This window comes from Mesobacillus maritimus (assembly GCF_044803185.1).
Classification (GTDB): domain Bacteria; phylum Bacillota; class Bacilli; order Bacillales; family Cytobacillaceae; genus Mesobacillus_B; species Mesobacillus_B maritimus_B.
Genome location: NZ_CP085225.1, coordinates 5,531,866 through 5,554,159 on the forward strand (window position 1 = coordinate 5,531,866; position 22,294 = coordinate 5,554,159).

Below are 22,294 nucleotides of genomic sequence, written 5' to 3' on the forward strand. Positions count from 1 at the left end.
AAGAAGAAAAGAGTTTCCATTGAAGGATGTAAGAAGGATTTTTTTGAAAAGCAGTTGTTCGAAGATCCTTTTAAAAATAATTTTAATTGTACCTTGTTCGTTCAATAGAATCAATCAAAATTTTACAAATCGGAAGAACTCCCTTTTAATCAATAGAAAAAAGGGAGCCCTCACTAGCTATTGCCCTGACAACATTCTATTTAATTACTAGATTTGGCTTTTTATTTAAGCTATGCTGCCCTTCAACAAAGCGGACGGTACCAGATTTCGCTCGCATAACGAGGGAATGTGTCGTTGCCACATTTCCTTTGTACTGAACGCCTTTTAACATTTCACCGTCGGTAATTCCGGTTGCTGCAAAGATGGCATCATCCCCTTTTACAAGGTCCTCCATCAAGAGCACTTTCGACACATCAAGGCCCATTTTAATGCAGCGCTCTGCTTCGGCATCGTTCTGTGGCACAAGACGGCCTTGAAGTTCTCCACCTAAGCATTTTAACGCAACTGCCGCGATGACGCCTTCGGGAGCTCCACCCGTTCCAAATAAAATATCGACACCGGTATAATCAAAGGCTGTATTGATGGCACCAGCGACATCGCCGTTATCAATCAACTTGATCCTCGCACCTGCTTCACGAATTTCTTGAATGATATGCTCATGGCGTTCACGGTTCAATACGGTTGCGACAACATCTTCGATATCTTTGTTTTTTGCTTTTGCTACTGCTTTTAAATTGTCGGTTACCGAAGCATTGATATCAATCTTACCAACAGCCTCAGGGCCCACTGCAATTTTATCCATATACATATCTGGTGCATGAAGAAGATTTCCGTGATCCGCAACGGCTAAAACCGCTAAGGCATTCCATCCTCCAGAAGCGAGAATTTCTGTACCTTCGACAGGGTCAACAGCCACATCAACACGTGGTCCGTATCCTGTTCCAAGCTTTTCCCCAATATAAAGCATCGGCGCTTCATCCATTTCGCCTTCCCCAATGACAACCGTACCTTTCATCGGAACGGTATCAAACACGTCCCGCATTGCAGAAGTAGCAGCGCCATCGGCTTCGTCTTTCTTGCCGCGGCCCATCCAACGAGCGGACGATAAGGCTGCTGCTTCCGTTACACGAACAAGCTCCATTGATAAACTTCTCTCCATTGGTTTCTCTCCTCGATTCTCTTGTTTCAACCCAGAATTCTATGTTTTTATCTTCTCTCTAAAATTCTCAACCGGACTAGCACCTATATGGACCTAGGCATTTTTCATTTGTTCAAGTTCTTCTTTAGTCATTTTTTCACGCCATGCAGTTGCTCCAAGTCCGTTTAGTTTTTCAACCAAATGGCTGTAGCCTCGGTCGATATGCTCAAGGCCGGTAATTTCGGTTACTCCTTCTGCGATTAGACCGGCAATGACTAGTGCAGCTCCAGCGCGTAAATCACTTGCCTTCACTTTTGCACCTTGAAGCTGGATTGGTCCGTTTATAATCGCCGAGCGTCCCTCTACTTTGATGGTGGCATTCATTCTTCTTAGTTCATCAATATGCTTAAAGCGGGCTCCGTAGATGGTGTCCGTGACCACACTTGAGCCGGTTGCCTTGGTTAACAGAGAGGTAAACGGCTGTTGGAGATCTGTTGGAAAGCCTGGGTAGACAAGGGTCTTGATATCAACCGCTTTATAGTCTCCTACAGGACCAACATATACTTGATCATCCTTAGTTTGAATTGGGACACCCATTTCTTTCAGTTTGGCAATTAAGGATTCAAGATGAAGTGGAATGACATTGTCAATGAGGATTCCTTCGCCAATTGCAGCAGCTAAAATCATATAGGTACCTGCTTCAATACGGTCAGGAATAATAGTATGACGGCACCCATGGAGCTTGTCGACTCCATCGATACGAATCACATCCGTGCCGGCGCCTTTGATTTTTGCTCCCATATTTGATAAAAGCGTAGCGACATCAATGATTTCCGGTTCTTTAGCGGCGTTTTCAATGATGGTTCTTCCTTTAGCACGAACAGCAGCAAGCATGATATTGATTGTTGCCCCAACGCTAACGACGTCCAGATAAATCCGCGCACCTCGTAGTTCATCCGCACGGAGGTAAATCGCACCTTGCTCGTTGGTAATTTTAGCACCGAGAGCTTCAAAGCCTTTAATATGCTGATCAATTGGCCGCGGTCCTAAATGGCAGCCTCCTGGCAACCCAATTACTGCTTTTTTAAAACGACCGAGCATGGCACCCATGAGGTAGTAGGAAGCACGAAGTTTTTTCACTTTGCCATTTGGCAAAGGCATGGAAATCATCGATGAGGGATCAACCGTCATTTCATTATCTGAAAATGTTGCTGGACCACCGATTTCCTCTAAAAGGTCTTTCAGAATATGGACATCGGAAATATCAGGTAAACCTTCAATTGTAACAGGCGATTCAGCCAAAATCGTTGCGGGAATCAGCGCAACAGCACTGTTTTTGGCTCCACTAATACGAACGGTTCCCTTTAATGGGTATCCACCTGCAATCTTTAACTTTTCCATTTTTGACTCCCTTCTATTCTAAACCGAGTTGTCTGTTCTAGTCTTCCATGCACAAGGGCTTGTCCTAATTAAGAACGAAGCCCTCATAGCTTGCATTATGCATTATTTACAAAGAAAGGTGAAAATATAATAGTCCGGATGATTCCTATTCTTTTATCTTACACGATATTGATGAGTTACGGGGTATGAAAGTTTTTTTGTCCAGCTGTCGGGCCTGTTCAAGGCGCTTCCGCTTTTCTACTTGTCCAGCTCCAGCGCCTAGTCCCTCGGGTCATAAGTCACCCCTGAATTGAAGGCAAAGAACGCCTTCTATTCAGGTGCGTCTTATGCCTGTCGGGCCTGTTCAAGGCGCTTCCGCTTTTCGTTTAAGCACGTTTCTCCCAATCCGCTAAGAAGGCTTCGATGCCTTTGTCTGTTAATGGGTGGTTGAATAATTGCATTAGTACTTTATATGGAATTGTTGCGATATGGGCGCCGTTCAGGGCTGCATCTGTTACGTGTTGAGGATGGCGAATGGATGCCGCAATGATTTCTGTTTCAATTCCATGGATAGCAAAGATTTCAGCAATCGTTGAAACTAAATCCATTCCGTTATGTCCGATATCATCAAGTCTGCCGAGGAATGGGGATACATATGTAGCACCTGCTCTTGCAGCAAGCAATGCTTGGTTGGCACTGAAAATAAGCGTTACATTTGTTTTGATTCCCTCTTTTGCAAAGGTTGAAACCGCCTTTAAGCCTTCGGGAGTCATTGGTACTTTTACCGTGATGTTTGGTGCAATCGCTGCCAATTCACGGCCTTCTTTAATCATGCCCTCTGCATCAAGCGCGATGACCTCTGCACTAACGGATCCTGATACCAATTCAGTGATTTCTTTTAATCGATCATGGAAGCTGACGTTCTTTTCTTTTGCTACTAAAGATGGATTTGTCGTTACCCCTGCAACGAGTCCAAGTGCATATGCTTCTTTAATTTCATCAAAATTAGCTGTATCAATAAAAAACTTCATAAATAAAGCGCCTCCATTCGACATAATTTTCAGTTAGTTTTTAATGAAGGAAAACCGCCTATTGAAAGGCGGTTTCACCTGTAATCTGTCTATAATGTTTATGCTTTTTGGCTAGAACCAAATTCGCGCATTTTACCAATTACTGTAGCTTTGATTGCATCGCGAGCTGGTCCAAGATATTTACGTGGATCGTACTCTTCTGGCTTAGCTGCAAGAGTTTCACGAACTGCTTTAGCAGACGCGATTTGGTTTTCAGTGTTTACGTTAATTTTAGCTGTACCGAAAGAAATAGATTTTGTAATATCAGCAGTCGGGATTCCAGTTCCTCCATGAAGAACCAATGGTACACCTGCTACCTTATTAATTTCATCCATTTCTTTGAAGCCAAGGTTTGGTTCACCTTTGTATGGACCATGTACAGAACCAAGTGCAGGAGCAAGGCAATCGATGCCTGTACGTTCTACAAGTTCTTTACATTCGTTAACGTCTGCATAGATAACACCTTCTGCGATAACGTCATCTTCTTGGCCACCAACAGTTCCAAGTTCTGCTTCAACTGAAACACCCTTTGAGTGAGCGTATTCAACAACTTTTTTAGTTGTTTCTACGTTTTGTTCGAAAGGATCATGAGATGCATCAATCATGACAGATGTAAAACCAGCGTCAATTGCTGCCTTACATTTGTCAAAGCTTGAACCATGGTCAAGGTGAATTGCAACTGGAACAGTCACATTGTAATCTTCAAGAAGACCTTCAACCATTTTTACAACGGTTTTAAAACCGCCCATATATCTAGCTGCACCTTCGGATACCCCAAGGATAACTGGAGATTTTTCTTCCTCCGCCGCTTGAAGAATCGCTTGCGTAAATTCAAGGTTATTTAGGTTAAATTGACCAACTGCATAACCTTCCGCATTTGCTTTTTTGAGCATTTCTGTCATTGAAACTAAAGGCATATGATTTTCCTCCTTTATTAGATCGTCTGACTAAGACTACCATTTTAAGGTTACCCTCTATCTTCTTGAATATGTATATGGAGTCGAATGTGTCATGATCTTGTGGAATTCATTAGTTATCATACCAAAACATCATCAGAAATACCATGAAACATGCTGAGTTTTTGCAGGTTTTACAAAAAAGACACAAGCAAGCGCTACCACTATTTTTACTAATCTGACAAAAGGGGCATTTAATCAAAAACCCGCTCATTTATGCTTGAGCGGGTTCTGTTTTTTATGTATGAAAATGATTACTGTGCTACCTGTGCATATTTTTTCACAGCTACACGAATATCATCAATGTCGAATGGCTTGGCAAAATGAGTCAAAGCTCCTAGATCCATCGCTTGCTGGATCATATCCAATTCTCCATACGCTGTCATTATAATGACACGAATGTCTTCATCAATGACTTTCATTCTTTTTAAAATTTCAATTCCATCCATGCCTGGAATTTTCATATCAAGTAAAACAAGATCTGGCGAGTGCTCCTTTACGATTTCAAGCGCTTGTACGCCATTGGCCGCTTGAAATGTATCATAGCCCTCTTTTTGCAGCACTTCGTTAAGCAAGATGCGAATTCCAAACTGATCGTCAACAATCAAGATTTTTTGTTTCATGCCGCTTCCTCCAAGTTCTTTTTAAGTAAGTATGTATTAAAATTTCATAGTTAAAGTATTTATTTCGCTTTCTTTTTTAAAAATCCTTCTCTGTCTCATAAAACTTTCTTGAACTGATTTTACCTTCTGCCCTTTTAAGCTTATAATCACTAGTTGGAGGCGATATTCTTGTTAAAAATGTTTTCAACTCAGCTAAGCGGATTATTCAAGAGGCTTCAGGAGAAAGAAGAATTTTCAATTGAAGACGGTGCAAGACTTCTTGCCCAAGCTGCCGCTGGCGAAGGTGTCATCTATCTTTACGGTGCCGGTGAGATGGGCGCTGTTCCCCTTGAAGCCGTTCATGGTGTCGAACCATTAAAAGGTGCCGCACTCTTACAGGCAAGTCAGATTTCTGAGGTAACCTCAGCTGACAGAGTTTTAATTGTTACGCGTCACTCGAATGATTCAGAAGCCGTTAAACTTGCACAGGACCTTCAAAATCGGGGGCTATCCTTTGTGGCCATCAGCTCAGCCATTAATAGCGGCGATGAACCAGGACTCGACACATTAGCGGATGTGCATATTGATCTTAAAATAACAAAAGGCATGCTGCCAGATGAGTTTGGCAATCGTTTCGGACAACCTACCTCAATGGCCGCCTTATTTGTTTATTATGGCTTAAAGTTTACCATTGATGAGATCATGGCGGAATACGAAGAATGAAGATTACCTCCTTTTTTAGGAGGTTTTTTTTATTGGTCTTCTTGCCTTGCTTCTTAAGTTCGGGCAAATGAGACAGTATCTCAGTTCCCATACTTCCCCTTATTCCTTGAGAATGGGCATTGAAACAGCTGCTCAGTTCCCCATACTTCCCCTTCCACCTTGAGTATGGGCATTGAAACAGCTGCTCTGTTCACATACTTCCCCTTCCACCTTGAGTATGGGCATTGAAACAGCTGCTCAGTTCCCATACTTCCCCTTCCACCTTGAGTATGGGCATTGAAACAGCTACTCAGTCCCCATACTTCCCCTTCCACCTTGAGTATGGGCATCGAAGCACCCTCTCCCCCAAAAAAAAAAAGAAGAACAACCTATCGATCTCGGTCATCCTTCTTTAAACAATTAATTAATGTCTATTTTTAAATGAAGCTTCCACAAAGTCTCTGAATAGCGGCTGTGGACGAGTTGGTCTTGACTTGAATTCTGGGTGGAATTGACAAGCTACGAACCAAGGGTGGTCTTGAATTTCCACAATCTCAACAAGGCGGCCATCTGGGCTTGTCCCTGAGAAAATAAATCCAGCTTCTTCTAGTTGCTCACGATATTCATTATTGAACTCGTAACGGTGACGGTGGCGTTCGTAAACAACCGTTTCACCGTATGCTTGAGCAGCTTTTGAGCCTTCAGTCAATTTACATGGATATAGTCCAAGACGTAATGTTCCGCCTAGGTCTTCGATATCCTTTTGTTCTGGTAAAAGGTCAATCACTGGATAAGGTGTATCTGGTTGGATTTCTGCAGAGTGTGCACCTTCCATTTTTACTGCATTTCGCGCAAATTCAACGGAAGCAAGCTGCATGCCTAGGCAGATACCAAAGAATGGCACCAACTGCTCACGTGCATATTGAGTCGCAAATAATTTCCCGTCAATCCCACGATCACCAAAGCCACCAGGAACAAGAATGCCATCGACGCCTTTCAGCAATTCTCCAACATTTTCAGCTGTTACATCTTCAGAATTAACCCACTTGATATCAATATCGCTATCAAAAGCGTAACCAGCGTGGCGTAATGACTCGACAACAGAAATATACGCATCTTGAAGCTCAACATATTTCCCAACAAGAGCAATCTTAGTTGTATGCTTCAGATTCGTTACCTTCTCAACAAGCTGTTTCCACTCATCCATATCGGCATCTGTGCACTGCAATTGCAAATGATTGCAAACGATTTGGTCTAACCCTTGACTCTGAAGGTCAAGTGGAATGGAGTATAATGTTTCCGCATCTTGACACTCGATTACGGCTTCTTTCTCAATATCGCAGAACAAAGCAATTTTATCTTTCATGTCTTGAGAAATTGGTCTTTCCGTACGTAAAACAATTGCATTTGGTTGAATCCCTAAGCTACGAAGTTCTTTTACACTATGCTGTGTTGGCTTCGTTTTTAACTCACCAGCAGCCTTAATGTAAGGAACAAGCGTACAATGGATGTACATCACATTGCGGTTACCAATATCGCTTTTGATTTGGCGAATCGCTTCAAGGAATGGAAGTGACTCGATGTCCCCAACCGTTCCACCGATTTCTGTGATAACAACATCCGCATGAGTTTCTTTCCCGGCACGGAATACTTTGTCTTTGATTTCATTAGTAATATGAGGAATGACCTGAACCGTTCCTCCTAGATAATCCCCACGACGTTCCTTCTTAAGAACCGTTGAGTACACTTTCCCTGTTGTTACGTTGGAATATTTATTTAAGTTGATATCAATAAAGCGCTCATAATGGCCTAAGTCAAGGTCTGTTTCCGCACCGTCATCCGTTACGAATACTTCCCCATGCTGATAAGGGCTCATTGTTCCTGGATCCACATTGATATATGGATCAAACTTTTGAATCGTTACTTTTAGTCCTCTGTTTTTGAGCAAACGGCCCAGGGAAGCTGCGGTAATCCCTTTCCCTAGTGACGAGACAACCCCGCCTGTTACGAAAATATACTTTGTCATGATGGTCCCCCTCTTTTCCATATAGCTTGCTCTATATGGAGCGATTTCATTGATTTTAGTAGCTAGCAATTCCTATAAAAAATTGGATGAGTATCGTTTTTATCTTCCATAAGGCTCTTTTCATATCCTATTTTGTCCCCAAAAGCAACAAAATTTGAGAAAAGAGCCTCCCATAAAAACAAAAAAAAACGCCCCACATACATAAGTATGGGGAGCGCTTCTTGGCTTAATTAATAAGACCGTTCCTTTTTTAAGGAGCCCAAAAACGATTCTACAGGCGCCTGTAGAAAAAGTCAAGCAGTTCCTTACAGCTTTTCTTCTTCGTCTAGGTCTTCCTCTTCATCGTCATCATCTAGCTCATCTTCATCCAACTCGAGCTCGTCTTCATCCTCAACAATGTCATCATCATCGAAGTCTTCATCGTCGTCATCATCATCATCGTCATCGAAGTCATCGTCATCATCGAGGAGATCATCGTCATCTTCTTCAAAATCATCGAATACATCTTCGTCATCGATTTCATCAAAGCCTTCGACCTCATCGACAGCCGCTTTCTTCGCCTTTTTCTTACGTGGCTTAATCGGAGTTACCGTGTCTTCTTCCGCCTGGTCCACTGGATACCAAACGCGAAGGCCCCAACGGTTATCCCCTATACCTAGGAAACGACCATCCAAATTTAAGTCTGTATAAAATTGAATCATTTTCTCGCTAGATTCTGCTTTATTCAGCTTTAGCATTTTAAGTACATCTGTTACTAATTCCTCGAAAGAAACCGCTTGTTTCTTTTCTTGCAAAAGTTCAAATGCTATTTCAATCCAAGATGTTTCTTTCAATTCATCCATTGTGTACTGATTTAAACTCAACACTTGCACTTCCTTTCTCTATTCATACTCTTACAGAGTTAGAAATCCGAAATATGGAAAATCTCCCAAAAGCATATTCTTCATTATAAACAAATTCATCCTGTTTATGCTAGCTAAATCTATTGTCCTTACGCTTTTTTATGCTGGCCTTTCTATCTTTCCTCTTTGCTTCCCCTTTTTTTAAAAAGAATAACAGATAGAGCGAAACAAAAAATCGACAATAAGAAGAAAGAAATAGCGCCAAGTTGCATCTGATATAAGGTATATAATATGACAATGGCCACAATCGCTCCAATTACGGTTAACAAGACTCTCACAACTTCACTTCCCAATAGGAATTCAAAAATATGTATCGTTTTTATTATATATGATTCACTCTACTTAATTAAGTCAGTTTCCCCTACTCCCTAAAAAAAAGGCCTGTAAGAATCTACAAGCCCATTTCTTTTACATATTTCGACGATATTGACCGCCTACTTCATATAGAGCCCTCGTAATTTGGCCAAGGCTAGCATATTTAACGGTTTCCATTAGCTCAGCAAAAACGTTGCCACCGTTGACCGCCGTTTGCTTTAAGCGATCAAGCGCTTCCTCACTTTGATCCTTATTTTTACCCTTAAACAGATTAAGATTGGAAATTTGCAACTCTTTCTCTTCTTTTGTCGCACGTGCTAGTTCCATATTGTCCACATCTTCCTCAGAAGGAGGATTCGGGTTCAAATATGTGTTCACGCCGATGATTGGAAGTTCCCCTGTATGCTTTTTCATTTCATAAAACATTGACTCATCCTGAATCTTGCCTCGTTGATACTGTGTTTCCATGGCCCCAAGCACACCACCGCGATCATTGATCCGCTCAAACTCTTGAAGGACCGCTTCCTCCACAAGGTCTGTCAGCTCCTCAATGACAAACGACCCTTGCAGTGGATTTTCATTCTTTGTTAATCCATGCTCCTTCGTGATAATCATTTGAATCGCCATCGCGCGACGAACGGAATCTTCCGTTGGCGTGGTAATCGCCTCATCATAAGCATTCGTATGAAGCGAGTTACAATTATCATGCAACGCCATTAACGCCTGCAGCGTAGTACGGATATCATTAAAATCAATTTCCTGAGCATGCAGCGAGCGTCCACTCGTCTGAACATGGTACTTTAACTTTTGACTTCGCTCATTGGCGCCATATTTATTTTTCATCACCGTTGCCCAAATGCGCCGTGCCACCCGGCCAATTACGGTATACTCCGGATCTAGTCCGTTCGAGAAGAAGAAACTTAAATTAGGCGCAAAATCATCAATGTGCATGCCACGACTCAAGTAATACTCAACATAGGTAAATCCATTCGACAACGTAAACGCCAACTGCGAAATCGGATTTGCCCCAGCTTCAGCGATATGGTAGCCAGAAATTGAAACTGAATAATAGTTGCGCACCTTATAATCGATAAAGTACTGCTGGATATCGCCCATCATTCGTAAAGCAAACTCAGTTGAGAAGATACACGTATTTTGGCCTTGGTCTTCTTTTAAAATATCCGCTTGAACCGTCCCACGAACGGTACTCAACGTCCAAGCTTTGACTTCGACATACTCCTCGTCTGTCAGCGACCGGCCAAGTTCGGCCTCCTTTTTATCAACCTGCTGTTGGACGGCAGTATTCATAAACATCGCAAGGATGATCGGCGCCGGGCCATTAATCGTCATCGAAACAGATGTCGACGGTGCACACAAATCAAAGCCATCATACAGCTTTTTCATATCGTCGAGTGTACATACATTCACGCCACTTTCTCCAACTTTGCCATAAATATCTGGGCGATAATCCGGGTCTTCACCATAAAGCGTGACCGAATCAAACGCCGTGCTCAAACGCTTTGCAGAATCATCCTTAGACAGATAGTGAAACCTGCGATTTGTTCTTTCCGGGGTGCCCTCCCCAGCAAATTGCCGCTTCGGGTCTTCCCCTTCACGCTTAAACGGAAACACTCCGGCAGTATATGGGAAGGAACCGGGAACATTTTCAAGATACACCCAGCGTAAAATCTCACCGTAATCCTTATAACGCGGCAGACTCACCTTTGGAATCGATAGCCCCGAGAGACTTGTCGTCCGCAGCTCGGTAACAATTTCCTTATCCCGAATTTTTGTGACAAAACGGTCGGCTGCATACTTTTCTTTTAAAGCAGCCCATCCAGTTAAAATCTTTCTTGATTCAGCTGATAGTTTTTCTTCAAGCCCAGCTTTTATCTGTTCAAGTGAAGCAATTGCGGCCGCATCGGTGCCCTGCTCCTTCATCGCTTCGATGGCCCCTTCGACTTGGAACAGACGGCGAGCAATCTCAGCTTGCTCCGTCGCATGGCGATGGTGACCGCGTACCGCCTCGGTAATCTCTCGTAAATAATAGCGACGATCATTTGGAATAATGATATTTTGCTTTTCTACTAACGCTTTCGTTGTGAAGCTTGTCGTCCAATCGGTTCCGACTGCCTGGTTGATTTTATCAACAAGCGCGGCAAACAAAGCATTCGTACCTGGATCATTGAACTGGCTAGCAATTGTTCCGTAAACCGGCATGCTGTCTAGGTCCTGATTAAATAAGAGATGACTGCGCTGATATTGCTTTTGAACTTGACGCAATGCATCTTCAGAGCCTTTGCGCTCAAACTTATTGATGACAATTAAATCAGCAAAATCAATCATATCAATCTTCTCTAATTGCGATGGAGCACCAAATTCGCTTGTCATTATATACATTGAAACATCGCTAACATCAGTAATGCCCGCGTCCCCTTGCCCAATTCCACTTGTTTCAACAATGATTAGGTCAAACCCAGATGATTTCGTGACCTGAATCGCATCTTGAATTGCGAGCGATAACTCTGACCGTGCTTTCCGCGTTGCCAAGCTGCGCATAAAGACACGTGGTGAGAAAATCGCATTCATCCGGATTCGGTCGCCAAGTAAGGCCCCACCGGTTTTTTGTTTGGTCGGGTCGACCGATAAAATCGCTACTCGTTTTTCAGGAATTTCATTTAGAAACCTTCTGATTAACTCATCCGTAAGCGAACTTTTCCCAGCTCCACCTGTTCCGGTAATCCCAACAACAGGTACGTCCTTGCTGAAGGATTTTACCTTTTCAAGCACAGCTTCGACTGACGCGGCCGTTTCCTTGTTTTCGCCATTCGGTTTCACGCCAACCTGCTGTTCTGCGAGCGTTATCAATTTTGCGACCGTCAAGACATCGCCCTTCGATAATTTGTCTAGCTCTTGAGCAATCTCGGGTCCAACTGTTGGAAAGTCACATTCCTTCAGCATTTGCTGAATCATGCCCTCAAGGCCAAGCAACCGGCCATCCTCTGGAGAAAAAATGCGAGCAATCCCGTAATCATGTAGTTCTTTTATTTCCCTTGGAATGATGACGCCGCCTCCTCCGCCATAAATGCGAATATGGCCAGCACCACGTTCCTGAAGCAAGTCATACATATATTTAAAGTACTCTACATGTCCACCTTGATAAGAGGAAATCGCGATTCCTTGGACATCCTCTTGAATCGCAGCATTCACCACTTCTTCCACTGAGCGGTTATGTCCTAGATGAATAACCTCGGCGCCATTGGCCTGCAGGATACGCCGCATGATATTGATTGACGCATCATGTCCATCAAAAAGACTTGAAGCTGTTACAAAGCGAATATGGTTCTTCATTTCTCTCCCCCTGTTCCTTGATTGACTTTCCCTTGGACCCCGTAAAAGAGCAACTCTAGCTGCAGGTCTATATACTCTTCAAGCGTATATACCTTTTGTAAAGCCCAGCGCCGGAATCCCCACATCTGCCCTTCAACAAAGAGATTATGAGCGAACAGCTTGATTTGTTTTTCATCTAAATCGAGCTCGCCATTTTGCACACAGTTCTCAATAACGTTCTCAAACAGGCCAACCATCTGGATTTCCTTGTTTAACACATAAGGAAGTGCATCCTTGCTGAGCGATTTCGCTTCCTGATACATGACTAGCACTTCCTCTTGCATTTCAGCCATCTCGCGGAAGTAATAGGCAATGCTGAGCTTTAGGCTCTCAACCGTGCCCTGGTTCGTGTCAAGATCTTCTTGTAACCGATCGCGAATTTGGTCATACATTCTGTCAACAACAAGGTAGAGAATATCTTCCTTCTTGCGGATATATTCATAAAGCGTCCCAATGCTAAACCCAGCTGCACGTGCAATCTCCCGCGTCGTCGTCCGGTGAAACCCCTTTTGTTTAAAAAGCGTAACGGCTCCTTTGATCATCTGGTCCCGCCGCTTTTCCACTAGGCGCTCATCTTTTACAGAGGCCTGAACTTCCCTCCGATCCATTTTCTCCCCCCTTGCCTTGCAACCTTGCTTACCCTTTGTTTAAATTACCAATCCCATGAATGGGCGGGATTGGTCACTTTGAACCCGTCAATGTGACCACTTCTTTGATTTCGATTACAGTTTGGTCACATTGAAGGAGTAAATTAGAAAGTACCCACTTAAAAAAGTAGATGAAACCGAATTACCCTAAAAAATCATCCAGATAAAACCAATTTATAAGGCCGTATTTATTTATATTTAATATCGTACATTAACACAGCCTTAAAATAACAAACCGCCGAGCGCAGTTTTACTTCGTCAACATTCTAGAGATAACTAGACGTTGAACTTCCTGTGTGCCTTCATAGATCTGCGTGATTTTAGCATCGCGCATGAAGCGCTCCACTGGGTATTCTTTTGTATAGCCGTAGCCACCGAAGACTTGAACCGCTTCTGTTGTTACCTTCATGGCCGTATCTCCGGCAAGAAGCTTCGACATCGCTGATTCTTTTCCGTATGGAAGCCCCTTAGATTCAAGCCATGCTGCTTGATAAGTCAAAAGTCTTGATGCTTCTACTTGTGTTGCCATATCTGCTAGTTTAAAACCAACTCCCTGTTGCTGGGCAATTGGTTTGCCAAACTGAACGCGTTCCTTCGCATAATCAACCGCTGCATCTAAGGCACCTTGAGCAATTCCAACTGCCTGAGCAGCAATCCCGTTTCGTCCACCATCAAGCGTCATCATGGCAATTTTAAAGCCTTCGCCTTCTTCTCCAAGGACATTCTCCTTCGGCACACGGCAATCTTCGAAAATGATTTCAGTTGTTGGCGAGGAACGAATGCCCATTTTCTTTTCCTTCTTACCTACAGAAAACCCTGGGAAGTCGCTTTCAACGATAAACGCAGTGGTTCCCTTATGCTTGCTTTCAGGATCGGTTAACGCGAACACAACATAGATATCGGCTTCGCCACCATTGGTGATAAAAATTTTCGAGCCATTGAGCACATAATCGTCACCATCACGGCGTGCAATTGTTCTCATCGCTCCAGCATCCGAACCACTACCAGGCTCTGTTAATCCGTATGCGCCCATCTTCTTCCCTTGGGCCATTGGCTTTAAATATTTCTGCTTTTGTTCTTCGTTTCCGAACGTGTAAATCGGCCATCCAGCAAGTGAAGTGTGGGCAGACAGAGTTACGCCTGTTGAAGCACAAACGCGTGAAAGCTCCTCAACTGCGATACAATATGCTAGGTAATCACTACCGATTCCACCGTATTGTTCTGGCCATGGAATCCCTGTTAACCCAAGCTCCGCCATCTTTTCAAAAATTCCGCGATCAAAGCGCTCTTCCTCATCACGCTCCGCTGCCGTAGGGGCAACCTCATTGCGCGCAAAGTCACGTACCATTTTACGAATCATTTCATGTTCTTCTGATAGTTTAAAATTCATGATTATTTCCTCCAATGTGGTCAGTATTATTTTCTAGACTCATAAATGCTTACTAATAACAATCCTCTGTATCTCACTGGTTCCTTCGTAGATTTCGGTTACTTTGGCGTCGCGGAAGTAACGTTCGACTGGGTAGTCTTTTGTGTAGCCGTAGCCGCCAAAGACTTGGATTGCTTCTGTTGTTACGTCAACGCCGGTTTTCGAGGCAAATAGTTTTGCCATAGATGCCTCTTTGCCGCATTTCTCGCCATTCTGACGTAAATGTGCTGCTCGATAGATTAATAGTTTTGAAGCTTCAACAGCCGTGGCCATATCCGCTAGTTTAAAGCCGACTCCCTGGTGCATCGCAATTGGTTTTCCGAATTGCTTTCGTTCCTGGGCATAAGCTGTGGATGCTTCAAGGGCCGCTCCGGCAATCCCCAGTGCCTGGGCCGCAATTCCAATCCGCCCAACATCAAGATTGGCTAACGCAATTTTAAAACCTTCTCCTTCAGCTCCAAGCCTATTTTCTAGTGGAACTCTCATATCTTCAAACGTTAGCTGGACCGTTTTTGACCCATTCAATCCCATCTTATGTTCATTTTTGCCAATCACGAGACCTGGGGTATTTTTATCAACAATAAATGCCGTTATCCCCTTTGAGCCTGCGTTCGGGTTTGTGGAGGCAAAGACGATATAGGTATCCGCTTCTCCCCCATTTGTGATAAACACCTTCGAGCCGTTAAGGATATAGTCCCCGCCCTGTTTGACGGCACGGGTCTTCAGGCTAGCTGCATCTGAACCGGCGCTCGGTTCAGTGAGACAAAAAGCTCCGAGGTACTCCCCACTGGCCAACTTTGGAATGTACTTTTGCTTTTGCTCTTCCGTTCCGAAGTAAAGAATTGGATTGGTGCCAACCGATGTATGAACGGATAAAATCACGCCTAGCGTCGCGCTGACTTTTGAAATCTCTTCAATGGCAATAATATAAGAAGTGAAATCCATTCCTGAACCACCGTACTCTTCAGGAATGGGAATGCCCATTAAACCAAGCTCCCCCATCTTCTGGAGAATGCTTTTAGGGAACTCTCCTGCTTCCATTCGTTCGACAAAGGGAGCAACTTCCTTCTCCGCAAAATCCTGCACCATTTTCCTCATCATCTCTTGCTCTTCAGTAAATCTCAGGTTCATCAAGAACCCCTCCTTGATGTCAACTTTCAGTTATTCGTAAACATAAAAGCCACGACCTGATTTCTTCCCTAGCCAGCCTGCTTTTACATACTTACGAAGCAATGGACATGGTCGGTATTTCGGGTCACCAAAGCCGTCATACAAGGTCTCCATGATATAGAGGCAAGTATCAAGTCCGATAAAATCAGCCAGTGTTAACGGCCCCATCGGATGGTTCATGCCAAGCTTCATCACTTCATCAATCGATTCCTTCGTAGCAACGCCCTCATACAAGGTGTAGATGGCTTCATTGATCATCGGCATTAAAATTCGATTCGCAACGAATCCTGGAAAATCTTCGACCTCTACCGGTACCTTACCAATCTTTTTAGTGATGTCTTCAATCGTTTGATAGACTTCATCAGCTGTCGCCAACCCGCGGATAATTTCCACCAACTTCATCACTGGCACTGGATTCATAAAATGCATGCCAATGACCTTTTCCGGACGATTGGTCGCCGCAGCAATCTCTGTTATCGGCAACGAAGAAGTGTTAGAAGCAAGAATTGTATGTTCCGGTGCAATCGCATCAAGCTGAGCGAAGATTTTTGTTTTGATCTCCATATTCTCAACAGCCGCCTCAATCACAAGGTCCACACCTTCTGCATCCTGAAGCGTAGTAGACCGGGTAATTCTCGCAAGAATCTCATCTTTCTGCTCTGCTGTTAATTTATTTTTATCCACCTGACGCGATAGATTTTTATTAATCACAGCTAGCCCGCGCTCAACAAAATCTGTCTTTAAGTCATTTAATACAATGTTGTACCCAGCTTGTGCACAAACCTGGGCAATCCCTGAACCCATTTGCCCCGCACCAATCACCATAATTTTTTGCATGTACGTACCTCCTGTTTTTTTAATTTCTATTAAACAACTAGTAGGTTCTATTAGTAGAAATACCAAGTCTATTCACGTATTTCTGCCTTCTATTCGCGCATTTCCTACTTCTATTCGCGTAAATCACAGGTCTATTCTCACAATCCTGACTCTATTCACGCGATTTCACACTCTATTCACAGACCCGCATTCTATTCTCGTATTTCTTCCTTTTATTCACGCAAATCACAAGTCTATTCTCACATTCCTTGACTCTATTCACGTGATTTCATACTCTATTCTCAGGCCCGCATTCTATTCACGTATTTTCCACTTCTATTCACGCAAATCACAAGTCTATTCTCACATTCCTTGACTCTATTCACGTGATTTCATACTCTATTCTCAGGCCCGCATTCTATTCACGTATTTTCCACTTCTATTCACGCAAATCACAGGTCTATTCTCACATTCCTTGACTCTATTCACGCGATTTCCCGCTCTATTCTCAGACCCGCATTCTATTCACGTATTTCTCACTTCTATTCACGCAAATCACGGGCCTATTCTCACATTCCTTGACTCTATTCACGCGATTTCCTTCTCTATTCTCAGGCCCGCATTCTATTCTCGTATTTCTCACTTCTATTCACGCAAATCACGGGCCTATTCTCACATTCCTTGACTCTATTCACGCGATTTCCTTCTCTATTCTCAAACCTACTCTAATCCCAACCTCTTACCGGGGAACTTCAATCATCACGGCATCTCCTTGACCGCCGCCTGAGCAGATTGCCGCAATCCCGATTCCGCCACCGCGACGCTTCAGCTCGTTCATGAGAGTTAAAATAATTCTTGTGCCGCTAGCGCCAATTGGATGTCCGAGAGCGACCGCACCCCCATTGACATTTATTTTATCGGCATCTAATCCTGCAATTTGGCTACTTGCTAGCGCCACCGCAGCAAACGCCTCGTTAATTTCAAACAAATCGATTTCCTCGACAGACTTCCCTGACTTCTTCAACAACTCATTGATGACCATTCCAGGTGTTTTCGGGAAGTCCTTTGCTTCCGTTGCAATTGCTGCGTGAGCTAGAATCACCGCATCCGCTTTCCTACCTTCACGAGCCGCACGTTCTTCACTCATCAGCACAAGGGCCGCTGCTCCATCATTGACGCCCGGGGCATTGCCGGCAGTAATCTTTCCCTCATGATTAAAAACAGGCTTCAATTTGCTGAGACCTTCAATCGAAGTATCCCGACGAGGTGCCTCATCTTGATCAACAACAATTGGATTTCCTCTGCGCTGCGGAACCTCAACAGGTACAATTTCTTCTGCCAACGTTCCAGATTCAATCGCAGCAAGCGCCTTTTGGTGGCTTCTCAATGCCCATTGGTCCTGCTCTTCTCGGCTAATCTCCATCTCGGTAGCGACGCCGTTTCCGTAGGTTCCCATGTGAACACCGGTAAACGAACAAGTTAAGCCATCATGAATCATCAAATCCTTGACTTGCCCATCGCCCATCCTTAAGCCCCAACGTGCTTTTGGTAAAATGTATGGGGCATTGCTCATCGATTCCATTCCCCCGGCAACCACGACTTCTTCTTCACCAGAGCGGATCAATAAATCTCCCAATGTAACACTACGCATACCTGAAGCACATACTTTGTTCACGAGTTCGGTTTTAACCTCCCACGGGATCCCTGCGTTTCGAGCAGCTTGACGTGAAGGAAGCTGTCCCTGTCCACCTTGGAGAACATTCCCGAGAATGACTTCTCCCACTTCGTTTGGTTCAACTCCTGCTCGTTTTAATGCTTCTTTGATGGCAAAGCCACCAAGCTCAGATGCTGTAAAGCTACTTAAGCCTCCACCTAATTTGCCAAAAGGTGTTCTTGCTCCTGCCAAAATAACTGTCTTCCCCATCTATCTCGCCCCTTTATTTAAAGTTAGAAACTGTTAAATCAAAAAATAACAAGACAACCGACTGAACGCTCGCTCAAGTCCAGTCCGTACTGAACTTACTCCCATCCCCCAACGGTGTAAGCGCTTTAACCAGAATGATAAAAACAAACACCCATACAATTTTATGAGATTCAGCGACGAAACATTCCGTCGCTGAATTCTTAGCTGTACAGGTGAGTGAATAATCTACGATGATCTTCTATCAAACTAGTATTTTACGATGCTTGTTGCTCCTTTTCCCCAAACACGGATTTTTCAAGGAGTTCCGCTACATCATAAGTTCCAACGGTTTCTTCTACTTCCTTCGCCTTCGTACCATCAGACAACATCGTCAAGCAGTATGGACATCCAGAAGAGATAACCGTTGGATTAACCGCAAGTGCCTGCTCTGTACGGGAAACATTGATGCGGTGGCCTGTTTCTTCTTCCATCCACATTAATCCTCCACCCGCACCACAGCACATTGCGTCTTCACGGTTACGCTCGATTTCCTTCAGGTTCACCCCAGGAATCGCCTTCATGATATCACGCGGTGCATCGTACACTTCGTTGTAACGACCAAGGTAACATGAATCATGGAACGCAATCGTTTCATCGACCGAGTGCTTCGGTACAAGCTTGCCTTCTTTTACAAGCTCAGCCAGTAACTCGGTATGGTGATAAACTTCGGCTTCAAAGCCAAAATCAGGATACTCGTTTTTAAAGATGTTGTACGCATGCGGATCGATTGTGACGATTTTCTTGACTTCGGCCTTTTCAAATTCCGCAATATTATTAGTAGCTAACTCTTGGAACAAGAACTCGTTTCCAAGACGTCTTGGCGTGTCGCCTGAGTTCTTTTCCTTGTTTCCTAAAATCGCAAACTTAACGCCCGCTTCATTTAAAAGCTTCGCAAAGCTGAGCGCAATCTTTTGGCTACGGTTGTCAAAGGCACCCATTGAGCCAACCCAGAATAAGTATTCAAATTCCTCGCCAGATTTCTTCATTTCTTTCACTGTTGGTACGACAACATCGTCGCGAAGGTCGCGCCATTTTTCTTTCTCTTTACGGTTCAAGCCCCATGGATTTCCTTGACGCTCGATGTTTGTCATCGCCCGTTGTGCATCAGCATCCATTTTTCCTTCGGTTAACACTAGGTAACGACGAAGGTCAATAATTTTATCAACATGCTCGTTCATAACCGGACATTGGTCTTCGCAGTTACGGCATGTCGTACAAGCCCAAATTTCTTCCTCAGTGATAACATCGCCAATCAAGCTTGGTGAGTAAGCAAGGCTAGCCGCTGCTTCCTCTGCTCCAGCACCAGTACCTGCAAGTGCAAGCTGATTTCCAGTTGTATTCGAAAACGCAAAAGTCGGTACCCATGGTTGCTTCGAAGTAACCGCTGCCCCATGGTTTGTTAAGTGATCACGCATTTTTAGAATTAAGTCCATTGGCGACAGCATTTTACCTGTGCCTGTTGCCGGACACATATTTGTACATCGCCCACATTCCACACAAGCATAGAAGTCAATCATCTGCTCCTGCGTGAAGTCTGTGATCTTCCCTACCCCAAAGCTTTCTTGTGTTTCATCTTCAAAATCAATCTTACTTGGCTTTGCAGCTGGCCCTACACGTGTAAAATACACGTTCGCTGGTCCAGCAAGTAAGTGAGCGTGCTTTCCTTGTGGTACATAGACTAAGAACGTTAAAAGGAAAAGCAAGTGAGCCCACCATGCAATGTAAAAGATTGCAATGGCACCTGTCTCAGGCAGCCATGAAAACGCAACTGCAATGAGCGATGCCACTGGCTCTGACCATGTTGCTGCATGACCGTGCCAGATTAAGCTCATTCCGTTCCCAAGAAGAACAGAAAGCATTAAGCCTCCGATAAAAATAAGAACAAGACCATTTTTAATTCCGCGCTTCAAGCGGACAAGTTGTTCAATATAACGACGATAATAAGCCCAAACAACGGCCACAAGAATCGTCAGCGTGACAATTTCCTGGAAGAACGTGAACCCAGGATATAGTGGTCCTAGTGGTAGATGTGCTTCCGGCTTAATTCCTTTGATAATAAAATCAATTGCCCCAAACTGGACGAGGATAAAGCCGTAGAAGAACATAACGTGAATAATCCCGCTCTTCTTGTCTTTCATTAATTTCTTCTGGCCAAAGACCATGACCCAAATTCTGTCCCAACGCTCTTTTACGTGATCATTGAACTCAGATTTCTTTCCTAGCTTGATGTACTCAATTCTGGTTTTGACCACATACAGAAACAAGCTGACAGCGTAAGCGATTACAATTATCGTTGCAATCAGGTTAACCCATAATAGACCGTTCATAATTTACTTCTACCCCCTTCAGTAAATTTTTTTAAATGAGCGAGCGCTCATTCGAAGAAAATTTTAAACCGATAAAATTTTCAGAATATACCTGTACCTCCATTATAATATGAGTGAGCATTCAGTCAACGATTTTTCACAAATTTTTTACTTTGTTTGTATATTTGGGAAAAACGTCATAGATATTCTATTTTCGGAAAAACTATAGGGTACTCGCGATAAAGCTTCGCGAAAAATTACATAAAGGAGCCGGATTGTTGTGGAGATTGTTTATTGGATCATTATCCTGTTCATCGGACTTACCCTACTGCTGGCACTGGACTTTTCTATCGGGAGGAAACGGCATTTAGCTCAAATCAATAAGCAAAAATTCCCTATCAGAAAGAGTCAGCTATCGATCTTCACCAATGGGCCCGACTTGTTTGAAGATTATTTTAAACAGCTGAAGCAAGCAAAAAAGCATATCCATGTTCTATTTTACATCGTAAAGGATGACTCCTTTAGTCAGGAGTTTCTTGACATTTTAATAAAAAAAGCACAAGCAGGCGTGGAGGTTCGCCTTCTTGTCGACTGGGTTGGGGGCACCATTTCCCGTAAATATAAGAAGAAGTTAAAAGAAGCAGGTGTCGCGCTAGTCCACAGTCAAACCCCAAAGCTTCCTTTTTTGTTTTACACTTCGCAAGTTAGAAACCACCGGAAAATTTCAGTGATTGATGGGAAAATTGGCTATACGGGTGGCTATAATATCGGGAAGGAATACAACAACCAAGATAAAAAACTGTGTCCCTGGCGTGATTATCATTTGAAAATTTCAGGTGAAGGCGTTCAGGATCTTCAAAGGGAATTTCTTTTAGACTGGAAAAAAGCCGCTAAAATTGACCTATTACAAAACCAAATTTATTTTCCTTCTTTACCAAAAGGGGAAATTTGTCACCAGTTCATCCCGTCAGAAGGCAATCTCCTTGAAGAAACCTTGTATGATTTAATTAACAAGGCAGAGAAATCAATCATCATCGGAACACCGTATTTTATTCCAAGTGAAAGTATCTTTAATCAATTATTAAGGGCGATTGACCGCGGGGTCTCCTTAACCCTTCTTGTTCCCTTCGAAGCGGACCATGCGCTTGTAAAAGAAGCGTCCTTTACGTATTTACGGAAGCTGCTTAAAAAGGGTGCAGAAGTCCATCAATATAAAAAGGGGTTTTATCACGCAAAGGTACTCGTGATTGACGATAAGCTTTGTGATTTAGGAACGGCCAATTTTGATAAGCGCAGCATGTTCCTAAACTTTGAACTCAATTGCTTGATCTACAACCAGGATGTTATCCGCCAGGTGAAAACGATTTTGTCCCAGGACCTACTCGACTCCGAGCAGGTCAGTCTCTCAGACCTTAACAGCTTCAATCCCTTTAGAAGTCTAAAAGAGCGCGCAGCACAAACCGTTTCTTACTTTCTCTGAAA

Annotated in this window: 18 protein-coding genes; 2 read left to right on the top strand and 16 right to left on the bottom strand. The window is 43.5% G+C overall.

Annotated features, from left to right (window positions below; genetic code table 11):
- Window positions 1-196: 196 nt before the first annotated feature.
- The 5 genes from glpX to LG336_RS26585 all read right to left on the bottom strand — a co-directional run bounded on the left by glpX (window position 197) and on the right by LG336_RS26585 (window position 5,167).
- On the bottom strand, window positions 197-1,159 hold the full coding sequence (glpX, locus tag LG336_RS26565) for a class II fructose-bisphosphatase (RefSeq protein ID WP_404330474.1): 963 nt from the start codon (window positions 1,157-1,159) through the stop codon (window positions 197-199).
- A 93-nt stretch (window positions 1,160-1,252) separates the two neighbouring features.
- Window positions 1,253-2,539 carry a UDP-N-acetylglucosamine 1-carboxyvinyltransferase gene (locus LG336_RS26570; protein WP_404330475.1) on the bottom strand — a complete coding sequence of 429 codons (1,287 nt, stop codon included), beginning with the start codon at window positions 2,537-2,539 and terminating at the stop codon, window positions 1,253-1,255.
- Window positions 2,540-2,904: 365 nt separating this feature from the next.
- Complete coding sequence (fsa, locus tag LG336_RS26575) at window positions 2,905-3,549, bottom strand: fructose-6-phosphate aldolase (RefSeq protein WP_404330476.1); 645 nt, start codon at window positions 3,547-3,549, stop codon at window positions 2,905-2,907.
- A gap of 98 nt (window positions 3,550-3,647) precedes the next feature.
- Window positions 3,648-4,505 (bottom strand): class II fructose-bisphosphate aldolase, encoded by an 858-nt coding sequence (locus LG336_RS26580; RefSeq protein ID WP_404330477.1) that lies wholly within the window; start codon window positions 4,503-4,505, stop codon window positions 3,648-3,650.
- Between the two features lie 293 nt (window positions 4,506-4,798).
- Window positions 4,799-5,167 carry a response regulator gene (locus LG336_RS26585; RefSeq protein WP_404330478.1) on the bottom strand — a complete coding sequence of 123 codons (369 nt, stop codon included), beginning with the start codon at window positions 5,165-5,167 and terminating at the stop codon, window positions 4,799-4,801.
- A 168-nt stretch (window positions 5,168-5,335) separates the two neighbouring features.
- On the opposite strand from LG336_RS26585, the gene LG336_RS26590 reads away from it, so the two are divergent.
- Window positions 5,336-5,869, top strand: a complete 534-nt coding sequence (locus LG336_RS26590) for a DUF2529 domain-containing protein (protein ID WP_404330479.1) — start codon at window positions 5,336-5,338, stop codon at window positions 5,867-5,869.
- Between the two features lie 80 nt (window positions 5,870-5,949).
- Here the strand turns inward: LG336_RS26590 and LG336_RS26595 are convergent, their stop codons facing one another.
- The 11 genes from LG336_RS26595 to LG336_RS26645 all read right to left on the bottom strand — a co-directional run bounded on the left by LG336_RS26595 (window position 5,950) and on the right by LG336_RS26645 (window position 20,833).
- A complete protein-coding gene (locus LG336_RS26595; protein WP_404330480.1) occupies window positions 5,950-6,198 on the bottom strand; it encodes a hypothetical protein in 249 nt (82 codons plus the stop codon).
- A 74-nt stretch (window positions 6,199-6,272) separates the two neighbouring features.
- Window positions 6,273-7,874, bottom strand: coding sequence for a CTP synthase (locus tag LG336_RS26600; RefSeq protein ID WP_404330481.1), 1,602 nt, complete (start codon window positions 7,872-7,874; stop codon window positions 6,273-6,275).
- A gap of 305 nt (window positions 7,875-8,179) precedes the next feature.
- Window positions 8,180-8,737: a DNA-directed RNA polymerase subunit delta gene (gene rpoE, locus LG336_RS26605; RefSeq protein ID WP_404330482.1), complete on the bottom strand. Its 558-nt coding sequence runs from the start codon at window positions 8,735-8,737 to the stop codon at window positions 8,180-8,182.
- 152 nt (window positions 8,738-8,889) lie between these two features.
- Complete coding sequence (locus LG336_RS26610; RefSeq protein ID WP_404330483.1) at window positions 8,890-9,054, bottom strand: hypothetical protein; 165 nt, start codon at window positions 9,052-9,054, stop codon at window positions 8,890-8,892.
- A gap of 130 nt (window positions 9,055-9,184) precedes the next feature.
- The gene (gene icmF / locus LG336_RS26615) at window positions 9,185-12,442 is read right to left on the bottom strand and encodes a fused isobutyryl-CoA mutase/GTPase IcmF (RefSeq protein WP_404330484.1); all 3,258 of its coding nucleotides are present in this window, start codon (window positions 12,440-12,442) and stop codon (window positions 9,185-9,187) included.
- A complete protein-coding gene (locus tag LG336_RS26620; protein ID WP_404330485.1) occupies window positions 12,439-13,089 on the bottom strand; it encodes a TetR/AcrR family transcriptional regulator in 651 nt (216 codons plus the stop codon). The genes icmF and LG336_RS26620 overlap by 4 nt, the downstream gene beginning before the upstream one ends.
- Before the next feature lie 289 nt (window positions 13,090-13,378).
- Window positions 13,379-14,518 carry an acyl-CoA dehydrogenase gene (locus LG336_RS26625; protein ID WP_404330486.1) on the bottom strand — a complete coding sequence of 380 codons (1,140 nt, stop codon included), beginning with the start codon at window positions 14,516-14,518 and terminating at the stop codon, window positions 13,379-13,381.
- A gap of 39 nt (window positions 14,519-14,557) precedes the next feature.
- Window positions 14,558-15,688, bottom strand: a complete 1,131-nt coding sequence (locus LG336_RS26630; protein ID WP_404330487.1) for an acyl-CoA dehydrogenase — start codon at window positions 15,686-15,688, stop codon at window positions 14,558-14,560.
- 30 nt (window positions 15,689-15,718) lie between these two features.
- Window positions 15,719-16,564, bottom strand: a complete 846-nt coding sequence (locus LG336_RS26635) for a 3-hydroxybutyryl-CoA dehydrogenase (protein WP_404330488.1) — start codon at window positions 16,562-16,564, stop codon at window positions 15,719-15,721.
- Window positions 16,565-17,282: 718 nt separating this feature from the next.
- Window positions 17,283-18,467, bottom strand: coding sequence for an acetyl-CoA C-acetyltransferase (locus LG336_RS26640; protein WP_404330489.1), 1,185 nt, complete (start codon window positions 18,465-18,467; stop codon window positions 17,283-17,285).
- Between the two features lie 254 nt (window positions 18,468-18,721).
- Window positions 18,722-20,833 (bottom strand): heterodisulfide reductase-related iron-sulfur binding cluster, encoded by a 2,112-nt coding sequence (locus tag LG336_RS26645; RefSeq protein ID WP_404330490.1) that lies wholly within the window; start codon window positions 20,831-20,833, stop codon window positions 18,722-18,724.
- Window positions 20,834-21,092: 259 nt separating this feature from the next.
- Between LG336_RS26645 and cls the strand changes: the two genes are divergently transcribed.
- The gene (gene cls, locus LG336_RS26650) at window positions 21,093-22,292 is read left to right on the top strand and encodes a cardiolipin synthase (protein ID WP_404330491.1); all 1,200 of its coding nucleotides are present in this window, start codon (window positions 21,093-21,095) and stop codon (window positions 22,290-22,292) included.
- The last annotated feature ends 2 nt before the right edge of the window (window positions 22,293-22,294 follow it).

What these genes read in the sequence shown, in the direction of transcription:
- glpX (WP_404330474.1), bottom strand. Translation starts at nt 1,159, where the DNA reads ATGGAGAGAAGTTTATCAATGGAGCTTGTTCGTGTAACGGAAGCAGCA.
- icmF (WP_404330484.1), bottom strand. Translation starts at nt 12,442, where the DNA reads ATGAAGAACCATATTCGCTTTGTAACAGCTTCAAGTCTTTTTGATGGA.
- LG336_RS26570 (WP_404330475.1), bottom strand. Translation starts at nt 2,539, where the DNA reads ATGGAAAAGTTAAAGATTGCAGGTGGATACCCATTAAAGGGAACCGTT.
- LG336_RS26645 (WP_404330490.1), bottom strand. Translation starts at nt 20,833, where the DNA reads ATGAACGGTCTATTATGGGTTAACCTGATTGCAACGATAATTGTAATC.
- LG336_RS26580 (WP_404330477.1), bottom strand. Translation starts at nt 4,505, where the DNA reads ATGCCTTTAGTTTCAATGACAGAAATGCTCAAAAAAGCAAATGCGGAA.
- fsa (WP_404330476.1), bottom strand. Translation starts at nt 3,549, where the DNA reads ATGAAGTTTTTTATTGATACAGCTAATTTTGATGAAATTAAAGAAGCA.
- LG336_RS26640 (WP_404330489.1), bottom strand. Translation starts at nt 18,467, where the DNA reads ATGGGGAAGACAGTTATTTTGGCAGGAGCAAGAACACCTTTTGGCAAA.
- LG336_RS26635 (WP_404330488.1), bottom strand. Translation starts at nt 16,564, where the DNA reads ATGCAAAAAATTATGGTGATTGGTGCGGGGCAAATGGGTTCAGGGATT.
- LG336_RS26595 (WP_404330480.1), bottom strand. Translation starts at nt 6,198, where the DNA reads ATGCCCATACTCAAGGTGGAAGGGGAAGTATGGGGACTGAGTAGCTGT.
- LG336_RS26625 (WP_404330486.1), bottom strand. Translation starts at nt 14,518, where the DNA reads ATGAATTTTAAACTATCAGAAGAACATGAAATGATTCGTAAAATGGTA.
- LG336_RS26620 (WP_404330485.1), bottom strand. Translation starts at nt 13,089, where the DNA reads ATGGATCGGAGGGAAGTTCAGGCCTCTGTAAAAGATGAGCGCCTAGTG.
- LG336_RS26600 (WP_404330481.1), bottom strand. Translation starts at nt 7,874, where the DNA reads ATGACAAAGTATATTTTCGTAACAGGCGGGGTTGTCTCGTCACTAGGG.
- LG336_RS26630 (WP_404330487.1), bottom strand. Translation starts at nt 15,688, where the DNA reads ATGAACCTGAGATTTACTGAAGAGCAAGAGATGATGAGGAAAATGGTG.
- LG336_RS26585 (WP_404330478.1), bottom strand. Translation starts at nt 5,167, where the DNA reads ATGAAACAAAAAATCTTGATTGTTGACGATCAGTTTGGAATTCGCATC.